This window comes from Acinetobacter endophylla, assembly GCF_053543775.1.
In genome coordinates this window covers 1-25,640 of the sequence record NZ_JBLVOM010000243.1, presented here as the reverse complement: position 1 = coordinate 25,640, position 25,640 = coordinate 1, and the positions used below count along the sequence as shown (strand labels likewise).

At 43.5% G+C, this 25,640-nt stretch carries 28 protein-coding genes and 1 pseudogene; 14 read left to right on the top strand and 15 right to left on the bottom strand.

Annotated elements, in window-relative coordinates:
• The 6 genes and pseudogenes from ACNPNW_RS11365 to ACNPNW_RS11340 all read right to left on the bottom strand — a co-directional run.
• A pseudogene (locus tag ACNPNW_RS11365) lies at positions 1-101 on the bottom strand (hypothetical protein); the annotation flags it as partial.
• Positions 102-122: 21 nt separating this feature from the next.
• Positions 123-428: a YcgL domain-containing protein gene (locus ACNPNW_RS11360; RefSeq protein ID WP_004278695.1), complete on the bottom strand. Its 306-nt coding sequence runs from the start codon at positions 426-428 to the stop codon at positions 123-125.
• 130 nt (positions 429-558) lie between these two features.
• A complete protein-coding gene (locus tag ACNPNW_RS11355) occupies positions 559-1,701 on the bottom strand; it encodes a ribonuclease D (protein ID WP_423090250.1) in 1,143 nt (380 codons plus the stop codon).
• A 178-nt stretch (positions 1,702-1,879) separates the two neighbouring features.
• The gene (gene recR, locus ACNPNW_RS11350) at positions 1,880-2,476 is read right to left on the bottom strand and encodes a recombination mediator RecR (protein ID WP_004278698.1); all 597 of its coding nucleotides are present in this window, start codon (positions 2,474-2,476) and stop codon (positions 1,880-1,882) included.
• A 13-nt stretch (positions 2,477-2,489) separates the two neighbouring features.
• Positions 2,490-2,819, bottom strand: a complete 330-nt coding sequence (locus ACNPNW_RS11345) for a YbaB/EbfC family nucleoid-associated protein (RefSeq protein ID WP_004278699.1) — start codon at positions 2,817-2,819, stop codon at positions 2,490-2,492.
• A 28-nt stretch (positions 2,820-2,847) separates the two neighbouring features.
• Positions 2,848-4,035: an O-succinylhomoserine sulfhydrylase gene (locus ACNPNW_RS11340; RefSeq protein WP_423090249.1), complete on the bottom strand. Its 1,188-nt coding sequence runs from the start codon at positions 4,033-4,035 to the stop codon at positions 2,848-2,850.
• Between the two features lie 142 nt (positions 4,036-4,177).
• Here ACNPNW_RS11340 and ACNPNW_RS11335 point away from each other — a divergent pair, with 142 nt between their 5' ends.
• From ACNPNW_RS11335 to ACNPNW_RS11290, 10 genes are all read left to right on the top strand, one after another.
• Positions 4,178-5,275: an alpha/beta fold hydrolase gene (locus ACNPNW_RS11335; protein ID WP_004645261.1), complete on the top strand. Its 1,098-nt coding sequence runs from the start codon at positions 4,178-4,180 to the stop codon at positions 5,273-5,275.
• 69 nt (positions 5,276-5,344) lie between these two features.
• Positions 5,345-6,217 (top strand): NAD(P)-dependent oxidoreductase, encoded by an 873-nt coding sequence (locus tag ACNPNW_RS11330; RefSeq protein WP_423090248.1) that lies wholly within the window; start codon positions 5,345-5,347, stop codon positions 6,215-6,217.
• Positions 6,218-6,303: 86 nt separating this feature from the next.
• On the top strand, positions 6,304-6,573 hold the full coding sequence (locus ACNPNW_RS11325; protein ID WP_004278704.1) for a YARHG domain-containing protein: 270 nt from the start codon (positions 6,304-6,306) through the stop codon (positions 6,571-6,573).
• 31 nt (positions 6,574-6,604) lie between these two features.
• The gene (locus tag ACNPNW_RS11320; protein ID WP_004278705.1) at positions 6,605-7,018 is read left to right on the top strand and encodes an HIT family protein; all 414 of its coding nucleotides are present in this window, start codon (positions 6,605-6,607) and stop codon (positions 7,016-7,018) included.
• Positions 7,019-7,362: 344 nt separating this feature from the next.
• A complete protein-coding gene (locus ACNPNW_RS11315) occupies positions 7,363-8,496 on the top strand; it encodes a porin (protein WP_448766975.1) in 1,134 nt (377 codons plus the stop codon).
• A gap of 435 nt (positions 8,497-8,931) precedes the next feature.
• Positions 8,932-9,123 carry a cytochrome oxidase putative small subunit CydP gene (gene cydP / locus ACNPNW_RS11310; RefSeq protein ID WP_004645265.1) on the top strand — a complete coding sequence of 64 codons (192 nt, stop codon included), beginning with the start codon at positions 8,932-8,934 and terminating at the stop codon, positions 9,121-9,123.
• Positions 9,123-10,709: a cytochrome ubiquinol oxidase subunit I gene (locus tag ACNPNW_RS11305; protein WP_191112111.1), complete on the top strand. Its 1,587-nt coding sequence runs from the start codon at positions 9,123-9,125 to the stop codon at positions 10,707-10,709. The genes cydP and ACNPNW_RS11305 overlap by 1 nt, the downstream gene beginning before the upstream one ends.
• A complete protein-coding gene (cydB, locus tag ACNPNW_RS11300) occupies positions 10,706-11,851 on the top strand; it encodes a cytochrome d ubiquinol oxidase subunit II (RefSeq protein WP_004731264.1) in 1,146 nt (381 codons plus the stop codon). Before ACNPNW_RS11305 ends, cydB begins: the two co-directional genes overlap by 4 nt.
• Before the next feature lie 25 nt (positions 11,852-11,876).
• A complete protein-coding gene (gene cydX / locus ACNPNW_RS11295; protein WP_004278713.1) occupies positions 11,877-11,978 on the top strand; it encodes a cytochrome bd-I oxidase subunit CydX in 102 nt (33 codons plus the stop codon).
• 3 nt (positions 11,979-11,981) lie between these two features.
• The gene (locus tag ACNPNW_RS11290; protein ID WP_423090245.1) at positions 11,982-12,284 is read left to right on the top strand and encodes a cyd operon YbgE family protein; all 303 of its coding nucleotides are present in this window, start codon (positions 11,982-11,984) and stop codon (positions 12,282-12,284) included.
• Positions 12,285-12,436: 152 nt separating this feature from the next.
• Here the strand turns inward: ACNPNW_RS11290 and rodA are convergent, their stop codons facing one another.
• The 6 genes from rodA to pyrG all read right to left on the bottom strand — a co-directional run bounded on the left by rodA (position 12,437) and on the right by pyrG (position 18,650).
• Positions 12,437-13,576: a rod shape-determining protein RodA gene (rodA, locus tag ACNPNW_RS11285; RefSeq protein ID WP_004645269.1), complete on the bottom strand. Its 1,140-nt coding sequence runs from the start codon at positions 13,574-13,576 to the stop codon at positions 12,437-12,439.
• Between the two features lie 112 nt (positions 13,577-13,688).
• Positions 13,689-14,402, bottom strand: coding sequence for a 2-C-methyl-D-erythritol 4-phosphate cytidylyltransferase (gene ispD / locus ACNPNW_RS11280; RefSeq protein ID WP_005100062.1), 714 nt, complete (start codon positions 14,400-14,402; stop codon positions 13,689-13,691).
• Positions 14,371-14,763 carry a septum formation initiator family protein gene (locus ACNPNW_RS11275; protein ID WP_005100059.1) on the bottom strand — a complete coding sequence of 131 codons (393 nt, stop codon included), beginning with the start codon at positions 14,761-14,763 and terminating at the stop codon, positions 14,371-14,373. The genes ispD and ACNPNW_RS11275 overlap by 32 nt, the downstream gene beginning before the upstream one ends.
• Positions 14,764-14,770: 7 nt before the next feature.
• Complete coding sequence (gene eno / locus ACNPNW_RS11270; RefSeq protein WP_005100058.1) at positions 14,771-16,060, bottom strand: phosphopyruvate hydratase; 1,290 nt, start codon at positions 16,058-16,060, stop codon at positions 14,771-14,773.
• A gap of 59 nt (positions 16,061-16,119) precedes the next feature.
• Positions 16,120-16,977 carry a 3-deoxy-8-phosphooctulonate synthase gene (kdsA, locus tag ACNPNW_RS11265; protein ID WP_005100054.1) on the bottom strand — a complete coding sequence of 286 codons (858 nt, stop codon included), beginning with the start codon at positions 16,975-16,977 and terminating at the stop codon, positions 16,120-16,122.
• Between the two features lie 32 nt (positions 16,978-17,009).
• On the bottom strand, positions 17,010-18,650 hold the full coding sequence (gene pyrG, locus ACNPNW_RS11260) for a CTP synthase (protein ID WP_005100051.1): 1,641 nt from the start codon (positions 18,648-18,650) through the stop codon (positions 17,010-17,012).
• 228 nt (positions 18,651-18,878) lie between these two features.
• Here pyrG and ACNPNW_RS11255 point away from each other — a divergent pair, with 228 nt between their 5' ends.
• The gene (locus ACNPNW_RS11255; protein ID WP_035341811.1) at positions 18,879-19,298 is read left to right on the top strand and encodes a hypothetical protein; all 420 of its coding nucleotides are present in this window, start codon (positions 18,879-18,881) and stop codon (positions 19,296-19,298) included.
• A 56-nt stretch (positions 19,299-19,354) separates the two neighbouring features.
• Here the strand turns inward: ACNPNW_RS11255 and ACNPNW_RS11250 are convergent, their stop codons facing one another.
• The 3 genes from ACNPNW_RS11250 to ACNPNW_RS11240 form a co-directional block, all read right to left on the bottom strand.
• On the bottom strand, positions 19,355-20,467 hold the full coding sequence (locus ACNPNW_RS11250) for a YheT family hydrolase (protein ID WP_005100043.1): 1,113 nt from the start codon (positions 20,465-20,467) through the stop codon (positions 19,355-19,357).
• Positions 20,468-20,537: 70 nt separating this feature from the next.
• A complete protein-coding gene (locus tag ACNPNW_RS11245; protein ID WP_005100041.1) occupies positions 20,538-20,948 on the bottom strand; it encodes a nuclear transport factor 2 family protein in 411 nt (136 codons plus the stop codon).
• A 181-nt stretch (positions 20,949-21,129) separates the two neighbouring features.
• Positions 21,130-23,154 (bottom strand): NADPH-dependent 2,4-dienoyl-CoA reductase, encoded by a 2,025-nt coding sequence (locus tag ACNPNW_RS11240; RefSeq protein WP_005103416.1) that lies wholly within the window; start codon positions 23,152-23,154, stop codon positions 21,130-21,132.
• Positions 23,155-23,320: 166 nt separating this feature from the next.
• Here ACNPNW_RS11240 and ACNPNW_RS11235 point away from each other — a divergent pair, with 166 nt between their 5' ends.
• From ACNPNW_RS11235 to ACNPNW_RS11225, 3 genes are read left to right on the top strand one after another with little or no spacing between them, the layout of a single operon-like run.
• The gene (locus ACNPNW_RS11235; protein WP_148334890.1) at positions 23,321-23,869 is read left to right on the top strand and encodes a PadR family transcriptional regulator; all 549 of its coding nucleotides are present in this window, start codon (positions 23,321-23,323) and stop codon (positions 23,867-23,869) included.
• Between the two features lie 14 nt (positions 23,870-23,883).
• Complete coding sequence (locus ACNPNW_RS11230) at positions 23,884-24,816, top strand: alpha/beta fold hydrolase (protein ID WP_222112190.1); 933 nt, start codon at positions 23,884-23,886, stop codon at positions 24,814-24,816.
• Between the two features lie 19 nt (positions 24,817-24,835).
• Positions 24,836-25,540 carry an SIR2 family NAD-dependent protein deacylase gene (locus ACNPNW_RS11225; protein WP_085064889.1) on the top strand — a complete coding sequence of 235 codons (705 nt, stop codon included), beginning with the start codon at positions 24,836-24,838 and terminating at the stop codon, positions 25,538-25,540.
• The last annotated feature ends 100 nt before the right edge of the window (positions 25,541-25,640 follow it).

Below are 25,640 nucleotides of genomic sequence, written 5' to 3'. Positions count from 1 at the left end.
CCATACCAGCACCATAAAGCAATCAGGCTGCCGAGCAAATAAACTGCTACGGCAATGCTCTGTTCAGGAATTGAGTCTAATACAGCCACATAACCATTCATTTCACAACTCCTGAATTAACATTAAGCACCGCGTAAACCTTCTGGTGCGACCGCATTTGGATCAATCAAGCCTTCTGGTGGCATTTGCAGGAAGAAACCGCGGGTTTCAATAGAATCCATGACATGCAAGACATTGGCACGTGCCAGTTTACGTGATTCGCTTAATTCAAGATGCATGACAAAAGTCGCACGTCCAAATGCTGCCTGTACTGCTTCAGTCAATACGCTTAAAGGTTCGAATGTTTCAGCTTCGCTTTCATTCGCAGGACGCGCCACATACAGATACATTTCACTTTTTTTACTGGATTTGTAGATAGACACTTGCATATTTCAAACGACTTTTCTGGAAAAACAACCGCAAGGATACATCAAAAAAAAGACAGAAACATTAGCCACGTCTCATGCATCAGTCGTGATTTTGTATAATTGCTTTTTCTTTAACCAATCCTGTAGCTAATCACTCGCTGACTTTCATCTGGGTAGACAGATAAGATTCGTCCTGATGCAATACCTGAATCAGTGGCCGAGTTAATAACTCATAGCGCCACCCAAGCAGATAATCCGGCAGATCCTGTTCATCCTTGTGAAAAACTACATGCTGATACAGTGCATTCAACCATTTCTTGCGCATCAGCACTTCTTTGGGAATCGAGGTTTCATTGACCACATGTTGAATAATTGAATCAATTTTTTCGCCAATATCTTTGGAAGAATGGCGAATTGGACGTGCCAGACGTAAAGGCCAATTTGCCGGCTCCGGCAGGAATTTCAATAAATCTAAAATGGTTTTGCCATGCTCACGAACCACATTCGAACGAATGTCTTTCACATGACTCAGCTGGAAATTATTGCGCGGGAATTTTTCCACCAGATCAATCATGCTGGCATTTTTCAAAATGAAACTGCGTGGCTGATTCAGTGCTTTGGCAATCTGATCACGCCAAACCATTAATTGCTGCAATTGCATCAGCTGACGGCGTGAATGCCGGTAATTGCCGACATCCTGATACAACAAGGCAGTTGGGGTATCTTCGCCAATTTCCTGAGTCAGAAAACGGCAATCTTGCAAGGCAAAATCCAGCAGATCTTTCGAATCCAGATCCTGTTTAATTTTCTCTGACAGTTGCACCAGATAATGCACATCATTGGCAGCATAGAGCAACTGTTCGGAACTGAGTGGACGCGCCAACCAGTCAGAACGGGTCTGGTCTTTTTCGATATCGACTTCCAGCATCTGCTTCAATGCATTTTGATAGCTGACTTGCAGACCATGCCCAAGAAAAGACATGCCAACCTGAGTGTCAAATACATTACTCAGCGATTTCTTCTGGGTATAGTGATAGATCAGGTCGATATCTTCACTACAAGCGTGAAAAATATTCTGCTGTGCGTTAAAAATTTTATTAAGGAACTCAGTCAGATCCAGCGTGGTTCCATCCAACAAATAGACCTTGTTGTCTACGTTAATCTGAAAAACACCCAGCTTAGGCCATAAGGTATCAACCTTGATAAACTCGGTATCCAGCCCATACACTAAATTCTGATCCATCAGCTTCAGTACATGAGTTAAGTCGTTTTGATGTTGAATAAATTGAAACATAGAACTGAGTCTAAGATTAGATTCTCGATAGATCCATATTAACTGATCTATAGAATTTTTGTATAAAAAATAAGGTCAATTCTGCCCTATTTCCCAAAAAATGGCGCTTACTTATCAGGTTTTATATTCTAATTAATATCTTTTTTATATTAAAACTAACAAGATATTTAAGCTCAGCTTACTTCATGCGCATCCGGTTATGTACTGCCTGACTCAAGGTATGGCTATCGACATATTCCAGCTCACCACCTTGAGGTACGCCTTGGGCAATTCGGGTCATCTGGATCGGCAAATGTTTGCTGGCCTCAACCAGATAATGCGCCGTGGCCTGACCTTCTACCGTAGCATTGGTCGCCAGAATCACTTCTTTCACCTGACCATTGGCCAAACGGTGCAATAAGTACGGAATACCGATTTCTTCTGGTCCAATACCATCCAGTGGCGATAAATGTCCACCCAATACATGATATTTACCTCTGAAGCTGCCACTTTGTTCAATCGCCATGACATCTGCAGGTGATTCTACTACGCAAAGCAATTCATCATCACGATCCAGCGAAGTACAGATATTGCAGACTTCGTCTTCGGTCAAAGAATGACAGACTGAACATTCATGAATGTAATTGGTTGCCTCAGTCAGCGCATGTGCCAGACCAATAGCACCCTCACGATTTTTCATGATCATATGCAATGCCATACGTTGAGCCGATTTCGGCCCAACGCTTGGCAAAATGCGTAATGCTTGAACGAGTTGATCAAAACGATCACTAAACATTGCGCATTCTTCCTTAGAACATACCTGCAAGACCAGGCGGCAAACCCATGCCTGAGTTTGCTGCTTTCATTCTTTCGTCAGATACCACTTCTGCCTGACGTGCTGCATCATTCATTGCAGCTGCAATCAGGTCTTCAATCATGTCTGGATCATCCTGAAGTAATTCAGGATTGATTTCGATACGTTTCACCACGTTACGGCAAGTCATGGTTACTTTCACTAGACCACCACCCGCCTCGGCATGCACTTCAGTTTGCGCAAGCTCTTCTTTGGCTTTTTTTACGTTATTTTCAACTTCTTTCTGCATGCGCTGAGCTTGCTGCATCAACATGTTAATGTTCATAAATATCTCCGAACATAAATTTATAAAATTAAATCAGGTCTAAACCGCGACGAATATCCTGGATAATATCACCAATCTCTTCCAAACCAACAGATACGCGAATCAAACCTTCGCGAATACCGGCAGCTTCTTTGGCTTCAGGCGACAATTTACCGTGTGTCGTGGTTGCCGGATGGGTAATAGTCGATTTCACATCGCCCAGATTGCCGGTAATCGAGATAAACTGGGTATTGTCGATGACAGTCCATGCTTCCTCACGGCCACCTTTCACTTCAAAAGACACAATACCGCCAAAACCGCTCTGCTGTTTGGCTGCCAGTTCATGACCGACATGCTCAGGCAGGCCCGCATAATATACTTTTTCTACTTTTGAATGCTGATTCAGAAATTCAGCCAGTTGCTGTGCACTTGCTGAATGTTCACGCATACGCAAACGTAGTGTCTCCAAGCCTTTCAGGAAAACCCAGGCATTGAATGGGCTCATTGAAGGACCAGTGGTACGCACATAGCCAAAAATTTCTTCAAGCAGCTTGTGATTACCCACGACTGCGCCGCCTAATGCACGGCCCTGACCATCAAGGTACTTTGTAGCTGAATATACAACAAGGTCAGCACCAAATTTGATTGGTTGTTGTAATACTGGGGTACAGAAGCTGTTATCAATCGCCAGTAAAGCATCATTGGCATGCGCAATATCGGCGAGTCCATGTATATCGGCTACTTCTGCTAAAGGATTGGATGGAGATTCAACAAAGAGAATTTTAGTTTCAGGCTTGATGGCATTTTTCCATGCATCAAGATCAGTCAAATCGACGAAATCAACACTGACACCAAATTTTGCGACATATTTTTCAAACATGGAAACCGTAGAACCGAAGACTGCACGTGAACAAATCACATGATCGCCGGCTTTTAAGAATGCCATCATCACTGCCATAATGGCTGCCATACCCGAACTGGTGGCGACGGCGCGCTCTGCACCTTCAAGTGCAGCCAGACGCTTTTCAAACATGGCAACGGTCGGATTGGTAAAGCGAGAATAGATATTGCCCGGCTCCTGGCCTGAGAATTTAGCTGCGGCTTCTGCAGCATTTTCATACACAAAAGACGATGTTAGAAAAATCGGTTCGCCATGCTCACCTTCAAAAGTGCGGGTATGACCGGTACGAATGGCTAAAGTTTCTAATTGGTAAGAAATATCGTCTTGCTGGCTCATCGCTTTACCTCAGCCCTCAGGCTGCCTTTTGTAAAAATTTGCCAACATTTTGAGCGCCTAAGCTATTTCAGGTCAAGGCATAATAAGCGATTATTGCTTAGACTTCGATCAATCCTCCCGCGGATACGGATATTTTATTTACATGATTCAGTTAAAACAAAACTTTCAGCGCCAGCAAAAAAAATTGAAACACCTCAGCACCCGGGTGTTTAATGCCTCCTCACTGATCCTGTCGCAAAAAACCCCTTTTGAATATATTGCCGGCACCGAGTTTTGCAAGATTCGTTATTACGCTTCACCTGAGAAAAAATATAAGGAGCCTCTGGTTTTCATCGCACCGTTAGCCATTAATATGGATATCTATGATCTGTATCCTTATCGCTCTCTGGTCAAGCATTTTCAGCATAGCGGTTTTGATGTCTATCTGGTGGAATGGAAACGCTTTAACTTTAAGCACCGTCACCTGAATTTTTTATCTTTTATCGATGCAGCCATTCCTCAATCCATTGAAACCATCTGCAAGCATTCAGGCAGTCAGTTCATTTCCTTACACGGCTGGAGTATGGCTGGGGTGTTTGTCACGCTCTATACAGCCCTGCATTCGCCTGAACATGTCAAGAATCTGATCGTGGTGGGCAGTCCTATCGACAGTTATGCGTCAGGACGTGTCGGCAAACTTTTTTCTACGACCAATAAACTGATTTCTAAAAATAAGAATTTGCAACAGGCCATTCATCAAGGATTGATCCCGAAGCAATATATTCATACGCCGGGTATTGTAAATGCCTTGGGCTTTAAATTACTTGATCCGATTGGCTGGCTAAAAAGCCAGAAGCAGTTTTTGCTGAATCTGGATCATGTCGAAGATGTCTATGAACATGCCACCATGGGGAATTTCCTGAACAAGATGATCGATTATCCGGGCGGGATTAATCAGGACATGGTTCTGCATTTATGGCTGCAAAATCCTTTAAAATACGGTTCTATCACTTTAGATGGTCGTATTGTTGATCTTAAAAATATCAGCTGCTCCCTATTGGTAGGTGCAGGTCAAACCGACCAGATTGTCACAGAACAGTCAGCTAAGCCTTTGATGGAATTGACAAGTAGCCAGGATAAGACGTTTACTCTTATACCGGGTGGTCATCTTGGACTAATGTCGAACCAGAAAACAGCCAATACATTCTGGCCAAAAATGACGACCTGGCTGGTGCAGCGCTCCACACGTCTTGATGCTTAAAGCAGATTTCTCGCACCAGAAAAATATTAAAAATTATCAATAGATTTAAACATATTCAGAGGGTACAGCATGATTCAATCAGTGGCATTTATCGGCCTAGGTGCAATGGGTTTTCGTATGGCAGCACATTTACCCAAGCATTTTGATACGGTCTATGTCTGGAACCGCAGCTTTAACAAGGCAGAGCAACATGCGGCTGAATATGGCACCCAAGCCGTCACACTGGAACAGGCCGTACAGGCAGATGTGATTTTTTCCTGCCTGCCAACTAGCGCTGACGTTGAACGACTTCTGGAAAATCTGTCGCTTAAATCCGGTTCAGTCTGGGTCGACTGCACCAGTGGTGTACCGGATTCTGCCCAAAAATTGGCAGTACAATTGGCTAAACATGGGGTAATCTTTCTGGATGCACCGGTCAGCGGCCAAACCGTTGGTGCTGAGAATGGTACATTAACCGTGATGGTGGGCGGCAATGCAGAGGGCTATGAAAAAGCCCTTCCTGCGATGCAGGCATTTGGCAAGCTGATCAAGCATGTCGGTGAATCTGGCGCGGGTTTTGCAGTGAAAGCCGTAAATAATATGTTAATGGCTGTAAACCTGTGTGCCGTCGCAGAAGGCTTTACTACACTAAAAGCGCATGGGGTAAACTTGCATGAAGCGCTGGATTGTATTAATGCTTCAAGTGGTAAAAGCATGGTGACTGAAACCGTTTTGCCGCAGCGTATTTTAAACCGCAGTTTTCCTGTAACCTTTGCCCTGCAACTCTTGGCCAAAGATACAGGTATCGCAATCGACCTTGCGCGTGAAGCCAAACTTTCTGCACCTGTGTTATCTTTAACCCAGAATCTGATTCAGGCAGCCAGCGACCTGTCGGATAAAAACAGTGATTTTTCCAGTGCTGTGAAAATGTATGAATCATGGAGTAATATTACCATCGAGTAATATCTCGCCATTGAATAATGATAACGAAACCTCATATTGTGACTAGTAGGCAGGCACATATAGTGGATAACCCAGAGGAAACTCTCATGAAGAAATTTTCTGTTGCAGCATTGATTGGCTTTGCAACTTTGTTCGGGGCTTCAACATCGGTTCTTGCATCTGAACAAGAGTGCAAAAAATTAAAAAATGATCATGACGTGATTTATGCGTCTAAAGGTTTCTGTTTCAAAGATCCTGAAGCAAAAGCCAAGTTTGGTAATGACAATTGCTATACAACCAAGCCAAAATTCTCGGAAAAAGAGCAACAACGTCTTGACGCGATCAAAGATCGTCAGAAAGAATTGAACTGTAAATAATTCAGTTTAATAACGCTCAAGGAATGTACTTATGACTTATGATGATCAGAATATTTTTGCACGAATTCTACGCGGTGAACTTCCTGCGATAAAAGTGTATGAAGATGACCAGGTTCTTGCATTTATGGACATCATGCCTCAGGCAGAAGGTCATACTCTGGTGGTTCCGAAAACTCCGGCGATCACTTTACTGGATCTACCACCTGAAGCTGCAGCCTATACGATTCAGATCGTACAGAAGGTTGCAAAAGCCATTGAAAAAGGTTTAGGTGTGGACGGTATCGTGCTGATGCAATTATCAGGTGCCGCAGCGGGTCAGACCGTACCACACGTACATTTCCATCTGGTTCCTACCTCTTTGCACAATCTGGGCAAACATGCCGCACAGATGGGCGACCAAGAAAAAATCAAAGCGCTGGCCGAGAAAATTAAAGCTGCCCTTTAAGCTATTCTTAATACCTAAAAATGGAGCCTCGGCTCCATTTTTTATGTCTAGTGTATTTCACTCTTGATTAAACCACTCAAATATCAGTAAAAGTCACCTAGCCTATTTTTAGGTTTTGCAGCAAACACCGAACTTAGCTGCATTTGTATTAATCCTGCTAATCCCACTCATAATCCTATAAAAAATAAGGCAATGATTGTCTTTAATATTTCTGAAATATTTCCTTAATCATATTGACTTATTTGTAATGAATACTTGGCACCAATAGAGCAGTAGATGTTTCAAAACAATACTGAAACTTGTTTTTAAGACGATGAATAAAAAAGTCTTTATTGGAGCAACACATGAAAAAAACGTTATCTGCATTAGCAATCGGGGCAACAATTTTAACACCAGTGATGGCAGCCGCGGCTGATGTTAAAGTGTATGGTCGTGCACACGTTTCTTTAGATTATCTGGATGATGGCCAGGATTATAACGAAGTAGGTCTTTCTTCAAATTCTTCACGCTTGGGTTTTAAAGCTGAACAAAAATTAGAAAATGGTATGACCGTATTTGGTCAAATCGAACAGGAAATTAACTTTGCAAGTGGTTCTGCAAACGATGATGTTGAATTTGCAACTCGCGATACTTTTGTTGGTTTAAAAGGTGATTTCGGTCAAGCGCGTATCGGCCGTTTTGACAGCCCATTCAAAGTAGCACGTGGCCCGGTCAACTTCTTTGGTGATATGGTCGGTGATGTTCGTAACGTCACACGTGCTGGCAACTTGCGTTTTGATGAACGTAATAACAATACCATTGAATATAAATCACCTAAGTTTGGCGGCGGCTTTAATGTTTTAGCAGCACTTTCTTTACACGAAGGTAATAGCCCTGATAGCGTGTCAACGTCTTCACCAAAAACTACTGTAATTGAAACTGTGAATGGTCCAGTAACAGTAGTCGTACCGGGAACCACAACTACTACCAATAAAGATAATCGCGATGATAAAGCATACGACCTCGCTTTAACCTATAAAGAAGGTAAAGTTGATTTTGCTGCTGCCTATGAACATTATGAAGAAGATGCAGGTCGTGGTGAGCGCGATGGTTTCCGTATCGCAGGTGCTTACAAAATCACACCTGAATTCAACTTGGGCGGTTTATACCAATTCCTTCAACATGATAATTCTGAAGCAAACCCAGATGCTCAAGTATTTGGAGTAGCAGCTGACTATAAATTTGCACCAAAAACGTATCTACGTGGTCAAGTGTTCCACCGCGATGTCGATGCAGATGATGCAAATGCAACATTATTGGCACTTGGTGTAGAACATCGTTTAGACAAAGCAGTACGTGTATATGCAAACTTGGCAACTGTACTGAATGATGAAAATTCAAACTTAACACCGTGGGCTCAAGCACGTTCAAATAACGTGGGTGGTGCACGTGGCGAAGATGCAACTGGTCTATCTCTAGGCATGCGTTACGACTTCTAAGTCTAGCCACCCTCACCAAGCTTAAAAAGAACATGTTTCCAGCATGTTCTTTTTTTGGCGTGTTTTTTATCAATATAAAATGATGAGAAAGATTGTGACACTGATATTCAACCCTTATAAAACCAACCAAAATAGTTTGATTAATTTTATTCTTTATTTTAAAACCAAGCATTTTAATCAGATTAAAAAGCATTAATCCAACTAAAACAATCTACATTCAAATATATAAATATAAGCATTTTAGTCGGATTTAAAAAAACAATAAAATTACATAAAATAATAAAAAATATTTAGAATAAATTTTAACTCATATAAATATATATCTATTATTTTCAAATATTTATAAATATATATTTATTTAAATTGTATCGTCTATTTATTTTTTAGTTACAATAGATTAATAATATACAACAAGTCACAGACAGGCTTAGTCGAATGAGCTTAGTTCCCAAAAATCTAAACCAGAGAGTGGTTAGAGAAATAACCGCTATTTTAATTATCAAGGTTATTTTACTGATGATCATTAAAAATATCTGGTTTGATGCGCCTACGATTCCTAAAAATTTTGATAACCAAGTCGCCGAGCGTATCGCCGGCAATCCTTCCCAAATCCAGGAGACACGTTGATGATTTCTGAAAGCGTGGTCGATCTCTCGCGGTTCCAGTTCGCCATGACCGCGATGTATCACTTTATTTTTGTTCCACTGACTTTAGGCCTGGCTTTTCTGCTTGCCATTATGGAAACCACCTATGTGATTTCCGGCAAAGAAATCTATAAAGACATGACCAAGTTCTGGGGAAAACTGTTTGGTATTAACTTTGCCTTAGGGGTAACCACAGGCCTGACCATGGAGTTCCAGTTCGGAACCAACTGGGCTTATTACTCGCATTATGTCGGTGATATTTTCGGTGCACCGCTGGCGATTGAAGGTTTGATGGCCTTCTTCCTTGAATCGACCTTTATTGGCTTGTTCTTCTTTGGCTGGGATCGCCTGTCCAAAGTGCAACATCTGGCAGTGACCTGGCTGGTAGCTTTAGGTTCGAACATGTCTGCGCTGTGGATTCTGATCGCCAATGGCTGGATGCAAAACCCGGTTGGTTCTGTATTCAACTACGAAACCATGCGTATGGAAATGGTGGACTTTGCTGCTCTGATATTTAACCCGGTTGCTCAGGTTAAATTTGTGCATACCGTATCTGCCGGTTATGTCACAGGTGCCATATTCGTCCTGGCTATTTCAAGTTACTACATGCTGAAAAAACGTGACTTGCCGTTTGCACGCCGTTCTTTTGCCATTGCAGCCATCTTCGGGCTTGCTTCTACACTTTCAGTGATTTTACTGGGTGATGAATCAGGTTATGAGCTAGGTGATGTACAAAAAACCAAACTGGCAGCGATTGAAGCAGAATGGGATACTCACCCTGCACCTGCACCATTTACTTTGTTCGGTATTCCGAATAAGGAAACCATGACTACAGATTATGCAGTGAAAATTCCTTATGTAATGGGTCTGATTGCTACACGTTCTACGACTGAACAAGTTACAGGTATTAAGGACCTGCTGGTTCAGCATGAAGCGCGTATCCGTAATGGTATGGTGGCCTATTCGCAACTGGAAAAATTACGTGCTGGTGATCAGTCTCCAGAACTGAAAACCGCTTTTGAAGAAAGCCAAAAAGACCTCGGTTACGGTCTGCTGCTGAAGAAATACACGCCAAATGTCGTTGATGCCTCTGAAGAGCAAATCAAAGCAGCTGCTAAAGATACCATTCCACACGTACCAAGTCTGTTCTGGGCCTTCCGTGCCATGGTTGCTTCTGGCTTCTTGATGCTACTTCTATTTGCACTGGCAACTTTTGCGGTAGCAAAACGTAATGCTGAAAACAAACCATGGTTATTGAAATTTGCATTATTTGCACTTCCTCTGCCTTGGGTTGCTGCGCAAACTGGCTGGTATGTGGCAGAAGTAGGTCGTCAACCTTGGACCATTGGTGAGGTATTACCGACGCATCTTTCAGCATCAAGCTTAAGTACAGGTGATGTCTGGGGTTCAATCCTTGCATTGGCAGCATTCTATACCGTGTTACTGATTATCGAGATGTATCTGATGATCAAGTTCTCACGTCTTGGCCCAAGCTCACTGCATACCGGTAAATACCATTTTGAAAAGCTTGCAGCTGCAGAGAAGGCAAATGAGGAGACTCACGCATGATCGAATATGAATTATTAAAAATCATTTGGTGGGTGCTGGTCGGCGTATTGCTGATTGGCTTTGCCCTCACCGATGGCTTCGATATGGGCTCCATGGCGATCATGCCATTTGTGGGCAAAAATGATAGCGAGCGCCGTGCAGCGATCAATACCATTGCCCCGCATTGGGACGGTAACCAAGTCTGGTTTATTACTGCCGGCGGTGCTTTGTTCGCTGCCTGGCCAATGGTCTATGCAACCGCCTTCTCTGGCATGTACTGGGCACTGTTGCTGGTACTGTTTGCCCTATTCCTGCGTCCGGTCGGTTTTGACTATCGCTCAAAACTGGAAAATACCAAATGGCGCAATTCATGGGACTGGGGTCTAGCCATTGGTGGTGCAGTGCCTGCATTGGTCTTCGGTGTGGCATTCGGCAACATGTTCCTGGGTGTACCATTTACTTTAGATGAAACTGTACGTTCTACTTATACTGGTAGCTTCTTTGCCCTGCTGAATCCGTTTGCGATTGTCTGTGGTCTGGTCAGTTTATCGATGCTATGTGCACATGGTGGTGCATGGTTAATGCTGCGTACAGATGGTGACCTACGCCAACGTTCTGCCAAAGCAACGCAAATCATGGGTCTGGTTTATCTGGCTACCTTTCTGGCAGCCGGTGCATGGTTGTATTTTGGTGGTATTCAAGGCTATACCTTGGTTACACCTTTTGATACCAATGGTGTTGCCAATCCGCTTGCAAAAGAAGTATTGACCAATGCTAATCCAGGCTGGATGAACAACTATTCGACTTATCCAATCACGATGGCAGCGCCTATTGCCGGCATTTTGGGTGGCTTGATCATTGTCTTGGCAGCAGGTAAAAACAAAGCAGGCCTGAGCTTCCTGGGTTCATCTCTGGCTGTCATCGGTGCCATCCTGACTGCCGGTTTTGCCCTGTTTCCTTTCCTGATGCCTTCAAGCATTAACCCGGTTGCAAGTCTGACCATGTGGGATGCGGTATCTAGTAAAAATACCTTAACCGTTATGACCGTTGCTGCCTGTATCTTTGTTCCACTGATCCTGATCTATACCACTTGGTGTTATTACAAGATGTGGGGCGTGATTACCAACAAACACATTGAAGATAATTCACATAGCCTGTACTAAGGCTATGTCTTAAGGAGAGACAACTATGTGGTATTTTGCCTGGATTCTGGGTGTACTGATGGCATGTTTTGCCAGTGTGATTGCTGCTATTTACATGGAACAACACCAAGACCTGGATGAGGAATAAAACATGACAGAAGCTGCGCTTGAGAAAACCGTTGTAGACAAGAAACCAAACAAATTTGCGATGATGATTTCCTGCCTCCTGGCTTTTCCTCTCGCAGCCGTGTTATTGGTTCATCCTTCCGCAATGCTGGATGCCAATGGTGAATATAGCCATAGTGCCATGATGTATATCATGATTGGTATTTCTGGAGGCTTTGTCCATGGTGTTGGCTTTATACCGCGCCACTGGTTCTGGAAATGGTTGTTTAGCCCTTTCCTAGCATGGCCTTTAATGATCTGGGGTTATTACACCTGGTTTCTCAGTTAAAGTATGAAATTAAAAAGCCCTCATTTGAGGGCTTTTTAATTTCATACGAATTCTAAAATATTCTTCTTTTTTCTTCTGGCCAAAACAGGATTTTTAAAACAACTTATTTTAAGTATATAAAAAGCCGGAACCAGTCCGACTTTTAGAATGATTTATCGATGGGTATGAATCGACATCACAATGCCCATCCCGGCCAGCATGGAAATCACTGCCGTTCCACCATAACTCATGAGCGGTAATGGATCTCCAGTTACAGGTAAAATCCCGCTCACCATGCCTGAGTTTAAAAATACAAAGAAGAAGAAAGTCAGTCCCATGGCTCCAGCATATAAACGGCCAAAGTTATGAAAGCTGTTTAAACCAATCATCAGACAGCGAATAATAATGGCAGTGAATAAACTAAACAGCAGGAAAACACCGATAAAACCGAATTCTTCGGCATAAGTCGACATAATAAAGTCAGTATGATGTTCAGGCAGATAACCTAAATGTGATTGGGTACCTTCGGTATAGCCTTTGCCCGTGGAACCACCTGAACCAATCGCAATTTTGGACTGGATGATATTCCAGCCTGCACCCAAGGCATCCGATTCCGGATCAAATAACGTGGTAATACGTTTTTTTTGATACTCTTGTAATACAAACATCCATGCAGCCGGAGCTGCCACGGCTACTGCAGCGGCTGCACCACCAATCAGACGCCACGACATCCCACTTAAAAATAGAACAAAAATACCGGGAATCACCAAGCCAATGTTCAAGTCAGGCTGAAGCGCCACCAAAACAAATGGTACGCCCAATAAAATCAGAGCCCCCACAATATGCAAAAATTTGGGAGGAAACGGCTTACGTGCAAAATACCATGCCATCATCAAAGGCATCGCAAATTTCATCACCTCACTCGGTTGCATGCTTCCTACCCCCGGCAAGGTAATCCAGCGGGTTGCACCCAAGCGTTTTTCACCAATCACAAAGACCAGAAGCAGCATGAAGATCCCGAAGGCATACAGGTATGGACTAATCGCCTGATAGACTTTCGGTGGAATCTGCGCACAGATAAACAGCAGCACAAAACCAATTCCAAAACTGATCGCCTGACGTACCACCATGCCAGAGTCTTCGGATGTCGCGCTATACACCACCATTAAACCCAGGATTGCATTGAGAACTAGAAAGCACAATAACCAGGGATCAAGGTGCAACTTGGTCCATCGAGATGAATCTTGCGGGTTAATACTACGTCCATCACGCAAAGAGTGACGTAAAAACCGATACTGCTGTGAAGGTATCATTGGCCAAAAGGTGAAAAAGAATGATGGCAAAATTATAAGTGAAAGCTATAGCGAATAGATCGCTATAGCCAGATTTATTCTGCTTTTATTTAAATATTATTTGAATATATTTTTAAGCCTGAGCCTGTAAAATCAGTTTGGCCAGTTCCAGATCGTCCGGATAGGTAATTTTAATATTATCGGAACGCCCTTGTACTACACTCACCTGTTCGCCGATATGTTCCAGCGCACTGGCTTCATCAGTAATCGTAGCACCATCTTGCAAAGCCTGCTCAATCGCCCGTTTCAACACACCTAGCTTGGCCATTTGTGGTGTTTGTGCCTGCCATAGCATTGAGCGATCCACTGTTTCCTCAATATCAAAATTGGTTACTACACGCTTAAGTGTATCTCTTACTGGAATCGCCAGAATCGCAGCCTGATCATTTGTAATCGCCGTATTGACTAACTGTTGCAGACAATCCAGACCGACACAGGGACGCGCCGCGTCATGTACCAGCACCCACTCATCTTCAGAAGCGATTTGAGATAAATACGTGAGTGCATTTAACACGGAATTCACCCGCTCGGCACCGCCCAGACAGAAATGGGCTTTCTCTTGACTGGAAAATGGCAGCATTTTTGCGACGTTGTCCTGTTCACCAATCGCCAGGACATAACCCGCCAAAGGCAGTTGATTCAGACGAGCCACCGTATGTTCAAGAACAGTTCGCTCTTGAATCATCTGATATTGTTTCAGTTCTGTTTTGGAGAAACGGCTACCGGAACCTGCAGCTGGAAGAATGACCCAAAGTTTAGGGTGTGGTTGGTGCTTCGGCTGACTCATTGGTTCGCAGGTCTACTTTAAAATTAGGATTAAGATAGATCGGTTTATATTGAGTACTGATCGTGCTCATTTGAATAAAAGTTTCGCGTGGCTTAATCAGACCAAGATCTAAACGCGCATGTTCTTCGATGGCTTCAATACCATTCTTCAAATCATAAACTTCTGCCGCCAGAACGCGATTACGCTCTTTCAGCTCATCATTCAATTCCATCTGTTGCTGGATTTTCTGGGTCAGTTGCTGATGATCATGATAACCACCTTCACCAAACCAGTATAAATATTGAAACCCTGCGATCAAAATGATCGCAAGGCCCAACAGTACTTTACTCGCAGTCGAGTCGAATACATTTAACATTGACATAAGTCGCTTAGTTCAAACCTTTGAACTCAGCTTTACCGCGATATGCAGCATTAGTCAATTCTTCAATACGAAGTAATTGATTATATTTCGCTACACGGTCAGAACGGCAAAGTGAACCAGTCTTGATTTGACCCGCTGCTGTACCTACTGCAAGATCAGCAATCGTTGAATCTTCCGTTTCACCTGAACGGTGTGAAATTACAGTAGAGTAACCATTCTCTTTCGCAAGGTAGATGGCATCTAAAGTTTCAGTCAAGGTACCGATCTGGTTGTATTTGATCAGAATCGAGTTACCCACTTTTTCGTTGATACCACGTTGCAGAATTTTCGGGTTCGTTACGAACAAGTCGTCACCAACCAACTGGATCTTGTCGCCAAGAATAGAAGTCAGGTAAGACCAGCCTTCCCAGTCAGATTCGTCCAGACCATCTTCGATCGAGATAATTGGGTACTGGTGTACAAGACCTGCCAAATAGTCAGAGAACTGGTTGCTTGTGAACGCTTTGTTGCCTTCGCCAGCAAGAATGTACTGACCATTTTTGTAGAATTCTGAAGATGCACAGTCAAGCGCAAGCATGATGTCAGAACCTGCTTTGTAGCCAGTTTGACCAATTGCTTCAAGAATAACTGTGATTGCTTCTTCGTTTGAACGTAAGTTCGGCGCAAAACCACCTTCATCACCTACCGCAGTGTTTAAACCTTTTTTGTTTAAAACTGATTTAAGTGAATGGAAGATTTCAGCACCGGCACGTAGCGCTTCAGAGAATGAAGTGAAGCCTACTGGCTCAATCATAAATTCTTGAATATCGACGTTGTTGTCTGCATGTGAACCACCATTGATGATGTTCATCATTGGTACAGGCATGGTTAGAATCGTTTGACCGCGAAGATCTGCGATGTATTGGAAAAGAGGAATTTTCTTTTCTTCAGCAGCAGCGCGAGCAGCAGCCAAAGACACTGCCAAAGTTGCGTTTGCACCTAGTTTTTCTTTGTTTTCAGTACCGTCAAGCGCGATCATCGTGTTATCGATGTCTTTTTGTTCGAATACTGATTTACCGACCAAAGCGTCACGGATTAACGTATTTACGTTATTTACCGCAGTTTTAACGCCTTTACCTAAGTAACGCGCTTTATCGCCATCACGAAGTTCTAAAGCTTCACGAGAACCAGTTGAAGCACCAGATGGTGCACATGCACGGCCAACTACGCCAGATGCTAAGATTACGTCTGCTTCGATGGTAGGGTTACCACGAGAGTCCAAAATTTCACGTGCACGAATGTCAACGATTTGGCTCATGAACTATTCCTCAGTTGATTAATATGAGCTGCCTATACGGCAGCGCAAGAGTGATAAACTCAGTGTGTATCTAACTTTTCGAAACCTTTAACCAAGGTATCCAATTCTTTTAGCTGTGCCAGGAACGGCTCAAGCTGAGACATGCGCAGCGCACATGGACCATCACACATGGCTTTTTCCGGATCTGGATGTGCTTCCAAGAACAAGCCTGCAAGACCCGTTGCCATACCCGCACGTGCAAGCGTTGTAATTTGCGCACGACGACCACCGGCAGAATCTGCACGGCCGCCTGGGGTTTGTAAGGCATGGGTTACATCAAAGAACACCGGGACATTCATTTCTTTCATGATGTCGAAGCCCAGCATGTCTACAACCAGATTGTTATAGCCAAATGCCGAACCGCGTTCACAAATGATCAGCTTGTCATTTCCGGCTTCCAGACACTTATGCAAAATATGACGCATTTCGTGTGGAGCCAGGAACTGGGCTTTTTTGATGTTGATGATCGCATCGGTTTTTGCCATTGCTTCAACAAGATCCGTCTGACGGCTTAAGAAAGCTGGCAATTGAATAATGTCTGCCACTTCTGCAACAGGAGCCGCTTGGTACGGCTCATGCACATCGGTGATGATCGGTACATTAAAGTGTTTTTTAATGTCAGCTAACCACTCGAGACCTTTTTCCAGGCCAGGCCCACGGAAAGAGTTCAGGCTTGAACGGTTGGCTTTATCAAAGCTGGCTTTGAACACATAAGGAATGCCCAAACGTGTGCAGATATCGACATAAGTCTCTGCGATTTCAAAAGCCAGGTCTTTAGATTCAAGTACATTCATTCCGCCGAATAATACAAATGGCAAATGATTTGCCATTTGTATATCGCCCAAACGTACAATTTCTTGTGGTTTTAATTGCGACATTTAAACTTCCCTAGTTGTGTCCTACGCACCGATTATTTGGTTTTTTGGTACTGCTTTTTCGCAGCATCAATGAAACCGGCAAACAATGGGTGACCATCGCGTGGCGAGCTGGTAAATTCCGGGTGGAATTGTACTGCAATAAACCAAGGATGTGCAGGAATTTCAACAGTTTCTACCAAATGCTGTACCGGAGAATAACCAGAAATCTTCATGCCTTTTTCTTCCAGCACTGGGATATAACGGTTGTTCATCTCGTAACGGTGACGATGGCGCTCGATGATTTCTTCAGAACCATAAACTTCTGCAGTTTTAGTCCCTGCAACCAGTTCAGATTTTTGCGCGCCAAGACGCATCGTACCACCCAGATCAGAATCAGCAGAACGTTGCTGAACTTCACCACGCTCATCTAACCATTCAGTAATTAAACCAATCAATGGAGATTTCGTTGAACGGTTAAATTCAGTCGAAGTCGCATCTGCAATACCAGCAACATTACGTGCGTATTCGATCACAGCCAACTGCATACCCAAGCAAATACCGAGGAACGGCACACCGTTCTCACGTGCGAACTGAATCGCCTTCATTTTGCCTTCAGTACCGCGCTCACCAAAACCGCCAGGAACCAGAATCGCATCAGCATCTTTCAATACTTCTGCTACATCTTGGCTTTCAAGCTCTTCAGCGTTTACGTAGTCAATCTGAACTTTCACACGGTTTTGAATACCCGCATGTAGAAGTGCTTCGTTGACAGATTTGTAAGCATCTGGAAGTTCAACGTATTTACCAACCATTGCAACACGTACGGTGTATTCAGGATTCAGCAGTGCTTCTACAACGTTATCCCAATCTGTTAAGTCAGCTTCAGGAAGATCGTTATAACCAAAACGTTCACAAATTAAATCGTCAACATTTTGTTCGTAGAATGTACGTGGAATCTGGTAGATCGAACGTGCGTCTTTACATACCACAACGGCACGTGCTTCAACGTTGGTAAATAATGCAATCTTACGCGTCGTATCTGCATCTACATCGTATTCTGTACGGCAGATGAGAATGTCTGGCTGAATACCAATCGACAGGAGTTCTTTAACAGAGTGCTGTGTTGGTTTGGTTTTTAATTCTGCTGCAGACTTAATGTATGGGAGTAACGTTAAGTGCATTAACATGGTACGTTTATGACCAAGTTCAACCATTAACTGACGTACAGATTCCATGAATGGGAGAGATTCAATGTCACCTACAGTACCGCCGATCTCTACGATCGCAACGTCATAACCTTCGCCTGCACGAAGTACACGCTCTTTGATATTGTCAGTAATGTGTGGAATAACTTGCACAGTACCACCCAGGTAGTCACCACGGCGTTCTTTGTTCAGAACATCCTGGTAAACACGGCCTGATGTGAAATTATTCAGTTTGGTCATTTTCGCACGACGCAAGAAACGTTCGTAGTAACCCAAGTCTAAGTCTGTTTCAGCACCATCTTCTGTAACAAAAACTTCACCATGCTGGAATGGGCTCATTGTCCCTGGATCGACATTAATGTATGGATCCATTTTTACCATGGTCACTTTTAAACCACGAGCTTCTAAAAGTGCAGCAACAGAAGCAGCTGAAATACCTTTACCTAGTGATGAAACTACACCACCAGTAACGAAAATAAAATGGGTCATTGGGTTTCTCGTACAATCGAGCCTAAATCGGCCTGCAATGTTGCGCAATTTTACTTTACCTTGTACCTAGAAAGCAAAGTCAATCCGCATCAATTCAAAGAACAATAAACAATTGACTATTCTAACAGCAATTCCTATAAAAAATTACAGTAAGTTCATATGATTTCTATCTTGCATTTTGCTGCTATAATAGTGTATCCACTCCACACTTTTATGTTTGATGCAATGATGATGAAGAAACTTTTAATCTCCACCCTAATCCTGACTGGCCTGACATTAACTGCGTGTGTAAAAAAAGAAGCACCAAAAGAAGAAGAGCAAGTAGAAGTTACTCCAGCATCTGAAATCTCGACTCCAGAACCAACGCAATTTGAACCGCTTGAACCTGTAGAGCCAGCGGCAATTGAAGAGGAAGTAGCGCCAACGGTTGAAATTCAACGTGAGCAAACTGAAAACACCACGACTGAAATCCGTCGTGAAATCAAAAAACCAGAAACTACTGAGCCGGCACCAGTGCCTGAAACCCGCGAAGAACCTGCGTCAAAGCCTGCTGCGACCACATCTAAAACCAATTCAAATCCAGAAAACAAGTCTGAGGATGATGCGGTTGCTGACGCAATTGCCGCAGCGATGCCAGCACTTGACTAATTACAGTATCATTCATCAAAAAACCCAGCAGATGCTGGGTTTTTTATTGGAACTTTTTAAGCGGATACTGTTGCCGGTGCACGAGATAAGTGAATCAAATAGTCTGCCATTAGTCGGGTAGCCCAAGATTCGGTTTGCATCAAGCCCTGATAAAAGCCGCAATGACTGCCTTTTTTGGTGGTAATCACCATAATATTAGACATCGCCCGAATTTTTTCTTTATAAGGTTCTAAATTTCGGATGTGACAAACCGGATCATCCTCCGCATTTAAAATCATCAGTGGGATTTTGACACTTTCAAACACATAAATCGGATTGGTTGCCTGAGTATAACTGGCATAATCCGCAAATCCGGCCAGTTCAAAATAGAGTTTTTCAAATTCGGACAGATCTTTAACTTCTAATAACTGTTTCCAGCTTGGGCAGACCTGCCAGGTTTCTTGATAAGGATGAATAAAGCGCTTAATCAGTTTTTTGGCCATGACTTTACTGTAAAACGGATGCACATTGGCAAAACCGGTTTCAGTGTTATAGCCAGGGCATAAGGCAAAAGCCGCTTTGAGTGGGGTTTGTTCACCTTCTTCGCCCAGATAACGCACTAACAATCCCGTACCCGCAGAAGATCCAACCCCATAGAGATCGGACTGAGGAAATCTGTCCTGTATATACAAGAGCTGCTCACGCAAATCCTGAGTTGAACCAAACAGGTTCATTTTAGGCACAGGCATGGGTAAGTCTGCATGACCACGGCGTAAACACAATGCCACACGCCAACCGGTATGTTTATGCAGATCACGAACCAGTTCACGCATCGATTCAGGAGAACCGGTTATCGTATGCAATAAAACAATGGTAGGGGTATTTGCAGGAAGATCCAGTCCATACCAGGCAATACCGGTAATTCCGCCATCTGACATTTTCAGCTGTTCAAGCGCGTCATATTTCAGCTTAATGGTACGTTTTTTAATTAAATCGAAATATAGAATATGTGCGTGTGCATTAGCTAACCACGGCGTAGGGCGATATTTTTGTTGCAGCTGCGGTAAGCGTTCAATGAGTCCCGAAAATACACCATTCGGATTGTAATACAGGGTCGGCTCGTCTGCTCCGCTGAAACGATCCAGATATTCACTGGAAAGCTGACCCAATTTTTTAAGCAACATTTTCATCTGTCATCCCCCTCTAGTTGTACTAGCTGTGATTTACAAATTTCATGCCGACTTGAATCAATAGTTCGAATTAAGTTTTAGCTTGGAATGATTGCATCCGCTGGCCCATCTGTACAGCCAAGGCCTCAAGTCCGGACTTAGGTCGAATCATGACTTCAAAATCAATCATCTGACCCTCTTCATTAAACTGAATCATGTCAACTCCCTTTAGTTTTTTATCGCCCACATTGGCAGAAAACTCAAGTACGACATTGTTACCATCTTCACTTATAAATTCACGGTGATAAGTGAAGTTTTCAAAGACTTGAATGACATTGGTCAAAATAAAAAATACCAACTGTTTTCCAGGATAAGGCTGAAAAGCCACAGGCGAACGAAATACCACTTCTTCAGCAAGCAGCTCATTCAAGATCGACATATCACGGCTTTCTAGCATCTCATGCCAGCGTGCAATGGATTTTTTGGTATTTTCGATGGTCATTTTGAATTCCTTTTTTGTTATTAAAAAATTAATCTCCCTCACCCCAGCCCTCTCTTGCACTTCGTTTAAAGCAGTACTTTAAACTCGTTCAGGGAGAGGAAGATAACACTTTTTATACCGATTTATCCCTCTCCTTTTAGGAAAGGGTCAGGGAGAGGTTAATAAAGTTTGGCTTTTTAAATTAAATCACCGCCGCCAATTCAGCACCCTGACGGATGGCACGTTTGGCATCCAGCTCACCTGCTTCTTTCGCCCCACCAATCAGATGCACATTTTTACCCGCCGCTTTTAGCTCATCAAACATGGCGGTATAAGATTCCTGACCAGCGCAAATGATCACGTGATCGACTTCTAGTACCGCAGGTTTGTCATTTACGATTATATGTAAGCCCTGATCATCAATTTTTTCATAATTGGCGCCCGCAATCATTTTTACATCACGGTGTTTTAAACCAGTACGATGAATCCAGCCTGTGGTTTTACCCAAACTTGCGCCGACTGAAGCGGCTTTACGTTGCAATAAATAAATTTCACGTTGCGGTTTTTCTACATTTGCAGCTTTTAAGCCACCGACATTTTCATAGTCAGTATCAATACCCCATTCATCATAGAATTTTTCCGGATTGATACTGCCACTTTCTCCTTCATGACTCAGGAATTCGGCTGTATCAAAGCCAATACCACCTGCACCAATAATGGCAACTCGCTGACCCACTGGCTTACGTTCTTTCAAAACGTCCAGATAAGACAATACTTTTGCATGATCAATGCCTGGAATCTCAAGCTGACGCGGTGTCACGCCTGTTGCCACCACAATGTCATCAAAGTTTGACTGAGCCAGCTCTTCCAGACTCGCCTTATGATTCAGTTGCAATTTGATACGTGGCTGTAATTCAATCTGGCGTTTGAAATAACGCAAGGTTTCATAAAACTCTTCCTTGCCTGGAATAGTCTTGGCAATATTAAACTGTCCACCAATCTGAGCAGCGGCTTCAAATACCGTCACCTGATGACCGCGATTTGCCGCATATACAGCAAAACTTAAACCTGCAGGACCTGCACCAATCACGGCAATATTTTTTGCCACATTGGTTTCTTTAAAAATGAGCTCTGTTTCATAGCAGGCACGTGGATTGACCAGACAGGTGGCAATTTTCATTGAGAAAATATGATCCAGACAGGCCTGATTACAACCGATACAGGTATTGATCTCATCGCTACGACCCTGCTCCGCTTTCAAGACAAACTCAGAGTCTGCCAGCATTGGGCGGGCCATGGAAATCATATCAGCATCACCAGATGCCAATACATATTCAGCCATTTCCGGAGTATTAATACGGTTTGAAGTGATTAAAGGAATCTTCACCTGACCTTTCAGCTTACGCGTGACCCAAGTGAAGGCTGCACGTGGCACTTTGGTGGCAATCGTCGGAATACGCGCTTCATGCCAGCCAATGCCAGTATTGATAATGGTCGCACCGGCTTTTTCAATTTCTTTGGCCAACTGGATGACTTCTTCCAGAGTTGAACCGCCTTCGACCAGATCCAGCATAGATAGGCGATAAATAATGATAAAGTTCTCACCGACCATTTCACGGGTACGGCGTACGATTTCAATCGGGAAACGGATGCGGTTTGCATAGCTTCCACCCCACTCATCATCACGATGGTTGGTACGCGCGGCAATAAACTCATTAATCAGATAGCCTTCCGAGCCCATGATTTCTACACCGTCATAACCGGCATATTTAGCCAGCTTGGCACAATTGGCAAAATCATCAATGGTTTGTTGCACTTCAGCCGAAGTTAAAGCATGGGGTTTGACTGGATTGATCGGTGCCTGAATTGGGGATGGCGCGACATTTTCGGCCTGATAAGAATAACGCCCGGTATGTAAAATCTGCATGGCAATTTTCCCGCCCGCCTCATGTACGGCCTGGGTAATCACCTTATGCTTTTCAGCTTCTTCAAGAGTGTCAAGTTTGGAACCACCATGAAACGTCACCCCATCATCATTTGGAGAAATCCCGCCGGTGACGATTAAAGCGACTCCACCTTTGGCACGCTCTGCATAGAAAGCTGCCATCCGATCATATCCGCCGGGTGCTTCTTCAAGACCAACGTGCATGGAACCCATTAATACGCGGTTTTTAAGTGTGGTAAAACCCAAGTTCAATGGGGCAAGTAAATTCGGATATTTAGACATTTCAACTCCTGAGCATGCGTTTAGGCTGGCTATTGTTTTAGCAACTGGCAGTTTGATCCCTCAATCTTTCCAGTTTAATGCAACTTGTTGCACTAATTTATATGCCAGAATTGATTTTTATGCAACATGTTGCATAATAATCCCGAGTCACTTTTTTGAGACGTTTATGTCTTTAGCGCATGTTTTATTGACCAGCCTGATTGAAAAACCTAGCACCGGAATCGAACTGGCTCGCCGTTTTGACCGTTCCATGGGCTTCTTCTGGAATGCCACTCATCAGCAGATTTATCGCGAGCTGAATGCCATGCTGCAAAAAGGCTGGATTTCGACGATAGAAGAGGAAGACTCGAATAGCCGCAAAAAAACTTATCAGGTAAAACGTCTGGGCCGGGAAGAACTGGCCAACTGGATGCTACAACAAAGCCCACCGGCACAACTGCGCGAAGAACTAATGGTACGTCTGCGTGCCGAAGCCCAACTTGGTGGCAATAACACCTTGGCAGAACTGGAACGCCATCTGGAACTGCATAAAGAAAAACTGAAAACCTATCAGCAGATTTTTGCCAAAGACTTTGCTCAAGCGGACAAAACTGACCGTACCTTATATATTCATAAAATGATTCTGCAACTGGGAATTGATCAGGAACTGGGTTGGATTTCCTGGCTGGAACAGGTTATTCCGCGACTGCAACAATTTGACGCACAACAATTATAAATACGGAGACACACATGCCCTTTTATCGCATGCCCGATGGTGAACAGCTATTTGTACGCGAATACGGTCGGGGACAGCCGGTACTGGTACTCTCTGGACTTGGCATGCTGAGCTGGCAATGGAAAGCTTTTCTCTATCCGCATCAGAAAAATTTCCGTTTCATTATTCCAGAATGGCGCGGCTTTGGGGCTTCCAGTCGCTGTAAAATTCCGCCAGATAGGGATGCGATTTCCAGTCACTGGTTGGATATTCAGTCGGTAATTCAACAGCTCAATTTAGATAAATTCATTGTGCTTGCTTACTCTATGGGCGCAACCACAGCAATGCACGGCATACATTATGGCAACTTTTCCAGTCAGATTTCTGCTTATTTACATATCGATCAAACACCTAAAATTCCGGTCGATGATGCTTGGGCTTTTGGACTTTTTGGTCCACGTCATCAGGAATTTATCGACATCCTGCAGCAGCTCTCTGCCCTACTTGCACAATACCAGCAAGTTGAATTGATCCGCGATCTCGACATTTCGGTACGTAAACAAATCGCTGCCCTATGGCTAAAGTTTATTCAGCTACAAAATGAACAAAAATATAGTCTGAAAGCTTTCGCATTTATCCTAAATCAACCTCGCCTGCAAAGCCTGTTATTGCCTTCCAGCCGGGTGGATTATATGGCGTGGTATATAAACAATTATTTATATCATCGTGAGGATTATCGTAAGGCACTAGCCCAGCTCAGCTGCCCAGTGACTTTCTTTAGTGGCGTACAATCCAAGTTGTATCCTTTTGAAGGTCAGCGCCTGATTGCAGAAAGCCTGCCTAATGCCAAACAAATAATTTTCAGAAAATCCGGCCATACACCTTTACTGACTGAACCCTTAAAATTTACCCGAGAACTTGGCATCTTCTTAAAAGAAAATTCACAATCTAGCACTTCAGCTGCCTAAAGATTCAGGAGATAGAACAATGAAAAAGCTGGTGGTCTTTTCCGGTGCAGGCATGAGCGCCGAAAGTGGCATTAATACTTTTCGCGACAGTGATGGACTTTGGGAACAGTATCGTATAGAAGAAGTGGCTACACTTGAGGCTTGGGCTAAAAATCCGCAACTGGTACAACGCTTTTATAACGCCCGCCGTAAAAATATTCTAGAAGCACAGCCAAATGCTGCCCACCAAGTGATTGCGGATCTTGAAGATAACTTTGATGTGCATGTAATCACCCAAAATATTGATGACTTACATGAACGTGCCGGCAGCTCCAAGGTGATCCATTTACATGGCAATATTCGTCTGGCCAAAAGCTCAGGCCCTGATGCACAAAGCACGACCGAGTTTTATCCAATTGAAGGTTCTGAATTAGATTTAAATCAACACTTTTGTAAGGCAGGCTATCCGCTGCGTCCTCATGTAGTCTGGTTTGGTGAAGCCGTGCCCGCGTATGAAGAAGCTCAAGAATGTATACAGGATGCCGATATTTTCGTAGTGATTGGCACCAGCCTACAGGTTTATCCGGTCGCCGGGTTAATTCATGAGATTCCTGCGCACTGTGAGGCCTATTACATCGACCCGAAAGCCGAGCAGCAGCATTTACCTGCACATTTTCACAAGATTACCCAAAGCGCGACCGATGGCATGCAAACATTGCTAAGTTTACTTAAATCCGGGAATTAAAATTTTTTTATATGTGCATTCTCTGATTGACAGTATGCAACAATCAATTTTTAATCAGCTTATCGTTGCAAGAATGGAATTAAACCATGCTGTCTGATCT

Coding starts and splice junctions, on each gene's coding strand:
- cydP (WP_004645265.1), top strand. CDS start 8,932: ATGAGCTTAGTTCCCAAAAATCTAAACCAGAGAGTGGTTAGAGAAATA.
- recR (WP_004278698.1), bottom strand. CDS start 2,476: ATGTTTAGTGATCGTTTTGATCAACTCGTTCAAGCATTACGCATTTTG.
- ACNPNW_RS11355 (WP_423090250.1), bottom strand. CDS start 1,701: ATGTTTCAATTTATTCAACATCAAAACGACTTAACTCATGTACTGAAG.
- rodA (WP_004645269.1), bottom strand. CDS start 13,576: ATGATACCTTCACAGCAGTATCGGTTTTTACGTCACTCTTTGCGTGAT.
- ACNPNW_RS11240 (WP_005103416.1), bottom strand. CDS start 23,154: ATGTCTAAATATCCGAATTTACTTGCCCCATTGAACTTGGGTTTTACC.
- ACNPNW_RS11245 (WP_005100041.1), bottom strand. CDS start 20,948: ATGACCATCGAAAATACCAAAAAATCCATTGCACGCTGGCATGAGATG.
- ACNPNW_RS11345 (WP_004278699.1), bottom strand. CDS start 2,819: ATGAACATTAACATGTTGATGCAGCAAGCTCAGCGCATGCAGAAAGAA.
- ACNPNW_RS11305 (WP_191112111.1), top strand. CDS start 9,123: ATGATTTCTGAAAGCGTGGTCGATCTCTCGCGGTTCCAGTTCGCCATG.
- ACNPNW_RS11335 (WP_004645261.1), top strand. CDS start 4,178: ATGATTCAGTTAAAACAAAACTTTCAGCGCCAGCAAAAAAAATTGAAA.
- ACNPNW_RS11255 (WP_035341811.1), top strand. CDS start 18,879: ATGATGAAGAAACTTTTAATCTCCACCCTAATCCTGACTGGCCTGACA.
- cydB (WP_004731264.1), top strand. CDS start 10,706: ATGATCGAATATGAATTATTAAAAATCATTTGGTGGGTGCTGGTCGGC.
- ACNPNW_RS11225 (WP_085064889.1), top strand. CDS start 24,836: ATGAAAAAGCTGGTGGTCTTTTCCGGTGCAGGCATGAGCGCCGAAAGT.
- cydX (WP_004278713.1), top strand. CDS start 11,877: ATGTGGTATTTTGCCTGGATTCTGGGTGTACTGATGGCATGTTTTGCC.
- ACNPNW_RS11320 (WP_004278705.1), top strand. CDS start 6,605: ATGACTTATGATGATCAGAATATTTTTGCACGAATTCTACGCGGTGAA.
- ACNPNW_RS11290 (WP_423090245.1), top strand. CDS start 11,982: ATGACAGAAGCTGCGCTTGAGAAAACCGTTGTAGACAAGAAACCAAAC.
- ACNPNW_RS11325 (WP_004278704.1), top strand. CDS start 6,304: ATGAAGAAATTTTCTGTTGCAGCATTGATTGGCTTTGCAACTTTGTTC.
- ACNPNW_RS11340 (WP_423090249.1), bottom strand. CDS start 4,035: ATGAGCCAGCAAGACGATATTTCTTACCAATTAGAAACTTTAGCCATT.
- ACNPNW_RS11230 (WP_222112190.1), top strand. CDS start 23,884: ATGCCCTTTTATCGCATGCCCGATGGTGAACAGCTATTTGTACGCGAA.
- pyrG (WP_005100051.1), bottom strand. CDS start 18,650: ATGACCCATTTTATTTTCGTTACTGGTGGTGTAGTTTCATCACTAGGT.
- ACNPNW_RS11330 (WP_423090248.1), top strand. CDS start 5,345: ATGATTCAATCAGTGGCATTTATCGGCCTAGGTGCAATGGGTTTTCGT.
- ACNPNW_RS11275 (WP_005100059.1), bottom strand. CDS start 14,763: ATGTCAATGTTAAATGTATTCGACTCGACTGCGAGTAAAGTACTGTTG.
- ACNPNW_RS11360 (WP_004278695.1), bottom strand. CDS start 428: ATGCAAGTGTCTATCTACAAATCCAGTAAAAAAAGTGAAATGTATCTG.
- ispD (WP_005100062.1), bottom strand. CDS start 14,402: ATGAGTCAGCCGAAGCACCAACCACACCCTAAACTTTGGGTCATTCTT.
- ACNPNW_RS11250 (WP_005100043.1), bottom strand. CDS start 20,467: ATGAAAATGTTGCTTAAAAAATTGGGTCAGCTTTCCAGTGAATATCTG.
- eno (WP_005100058.1), bottom strand. CDS start 16,060: ATGAGCCAAATCGTTGACATTCGTGCACGTGAAATTTTGGACTCTCGT.
- ACNPNW_RS11235 (WP_148334890.1), top strand. CDS start 23,321: ATGTCTTTAGCGCATGTTTTATTGACCAGCCTGATTGAAAAACCTAGC.
- kdsA (WP_005100054.1), bottom strand. CDS start 16,977: ATGTCGCAATTAAAACCACAAGAAATTGTACGTTTGGGCGATATACAA.
- ACNPNW_RS11315 (WP_448766975.1), top strand. CDS start 7,363: ATGAAAAAAACGTTATCTGCATTAGCAATCGGGGCAACAATTTTAACA.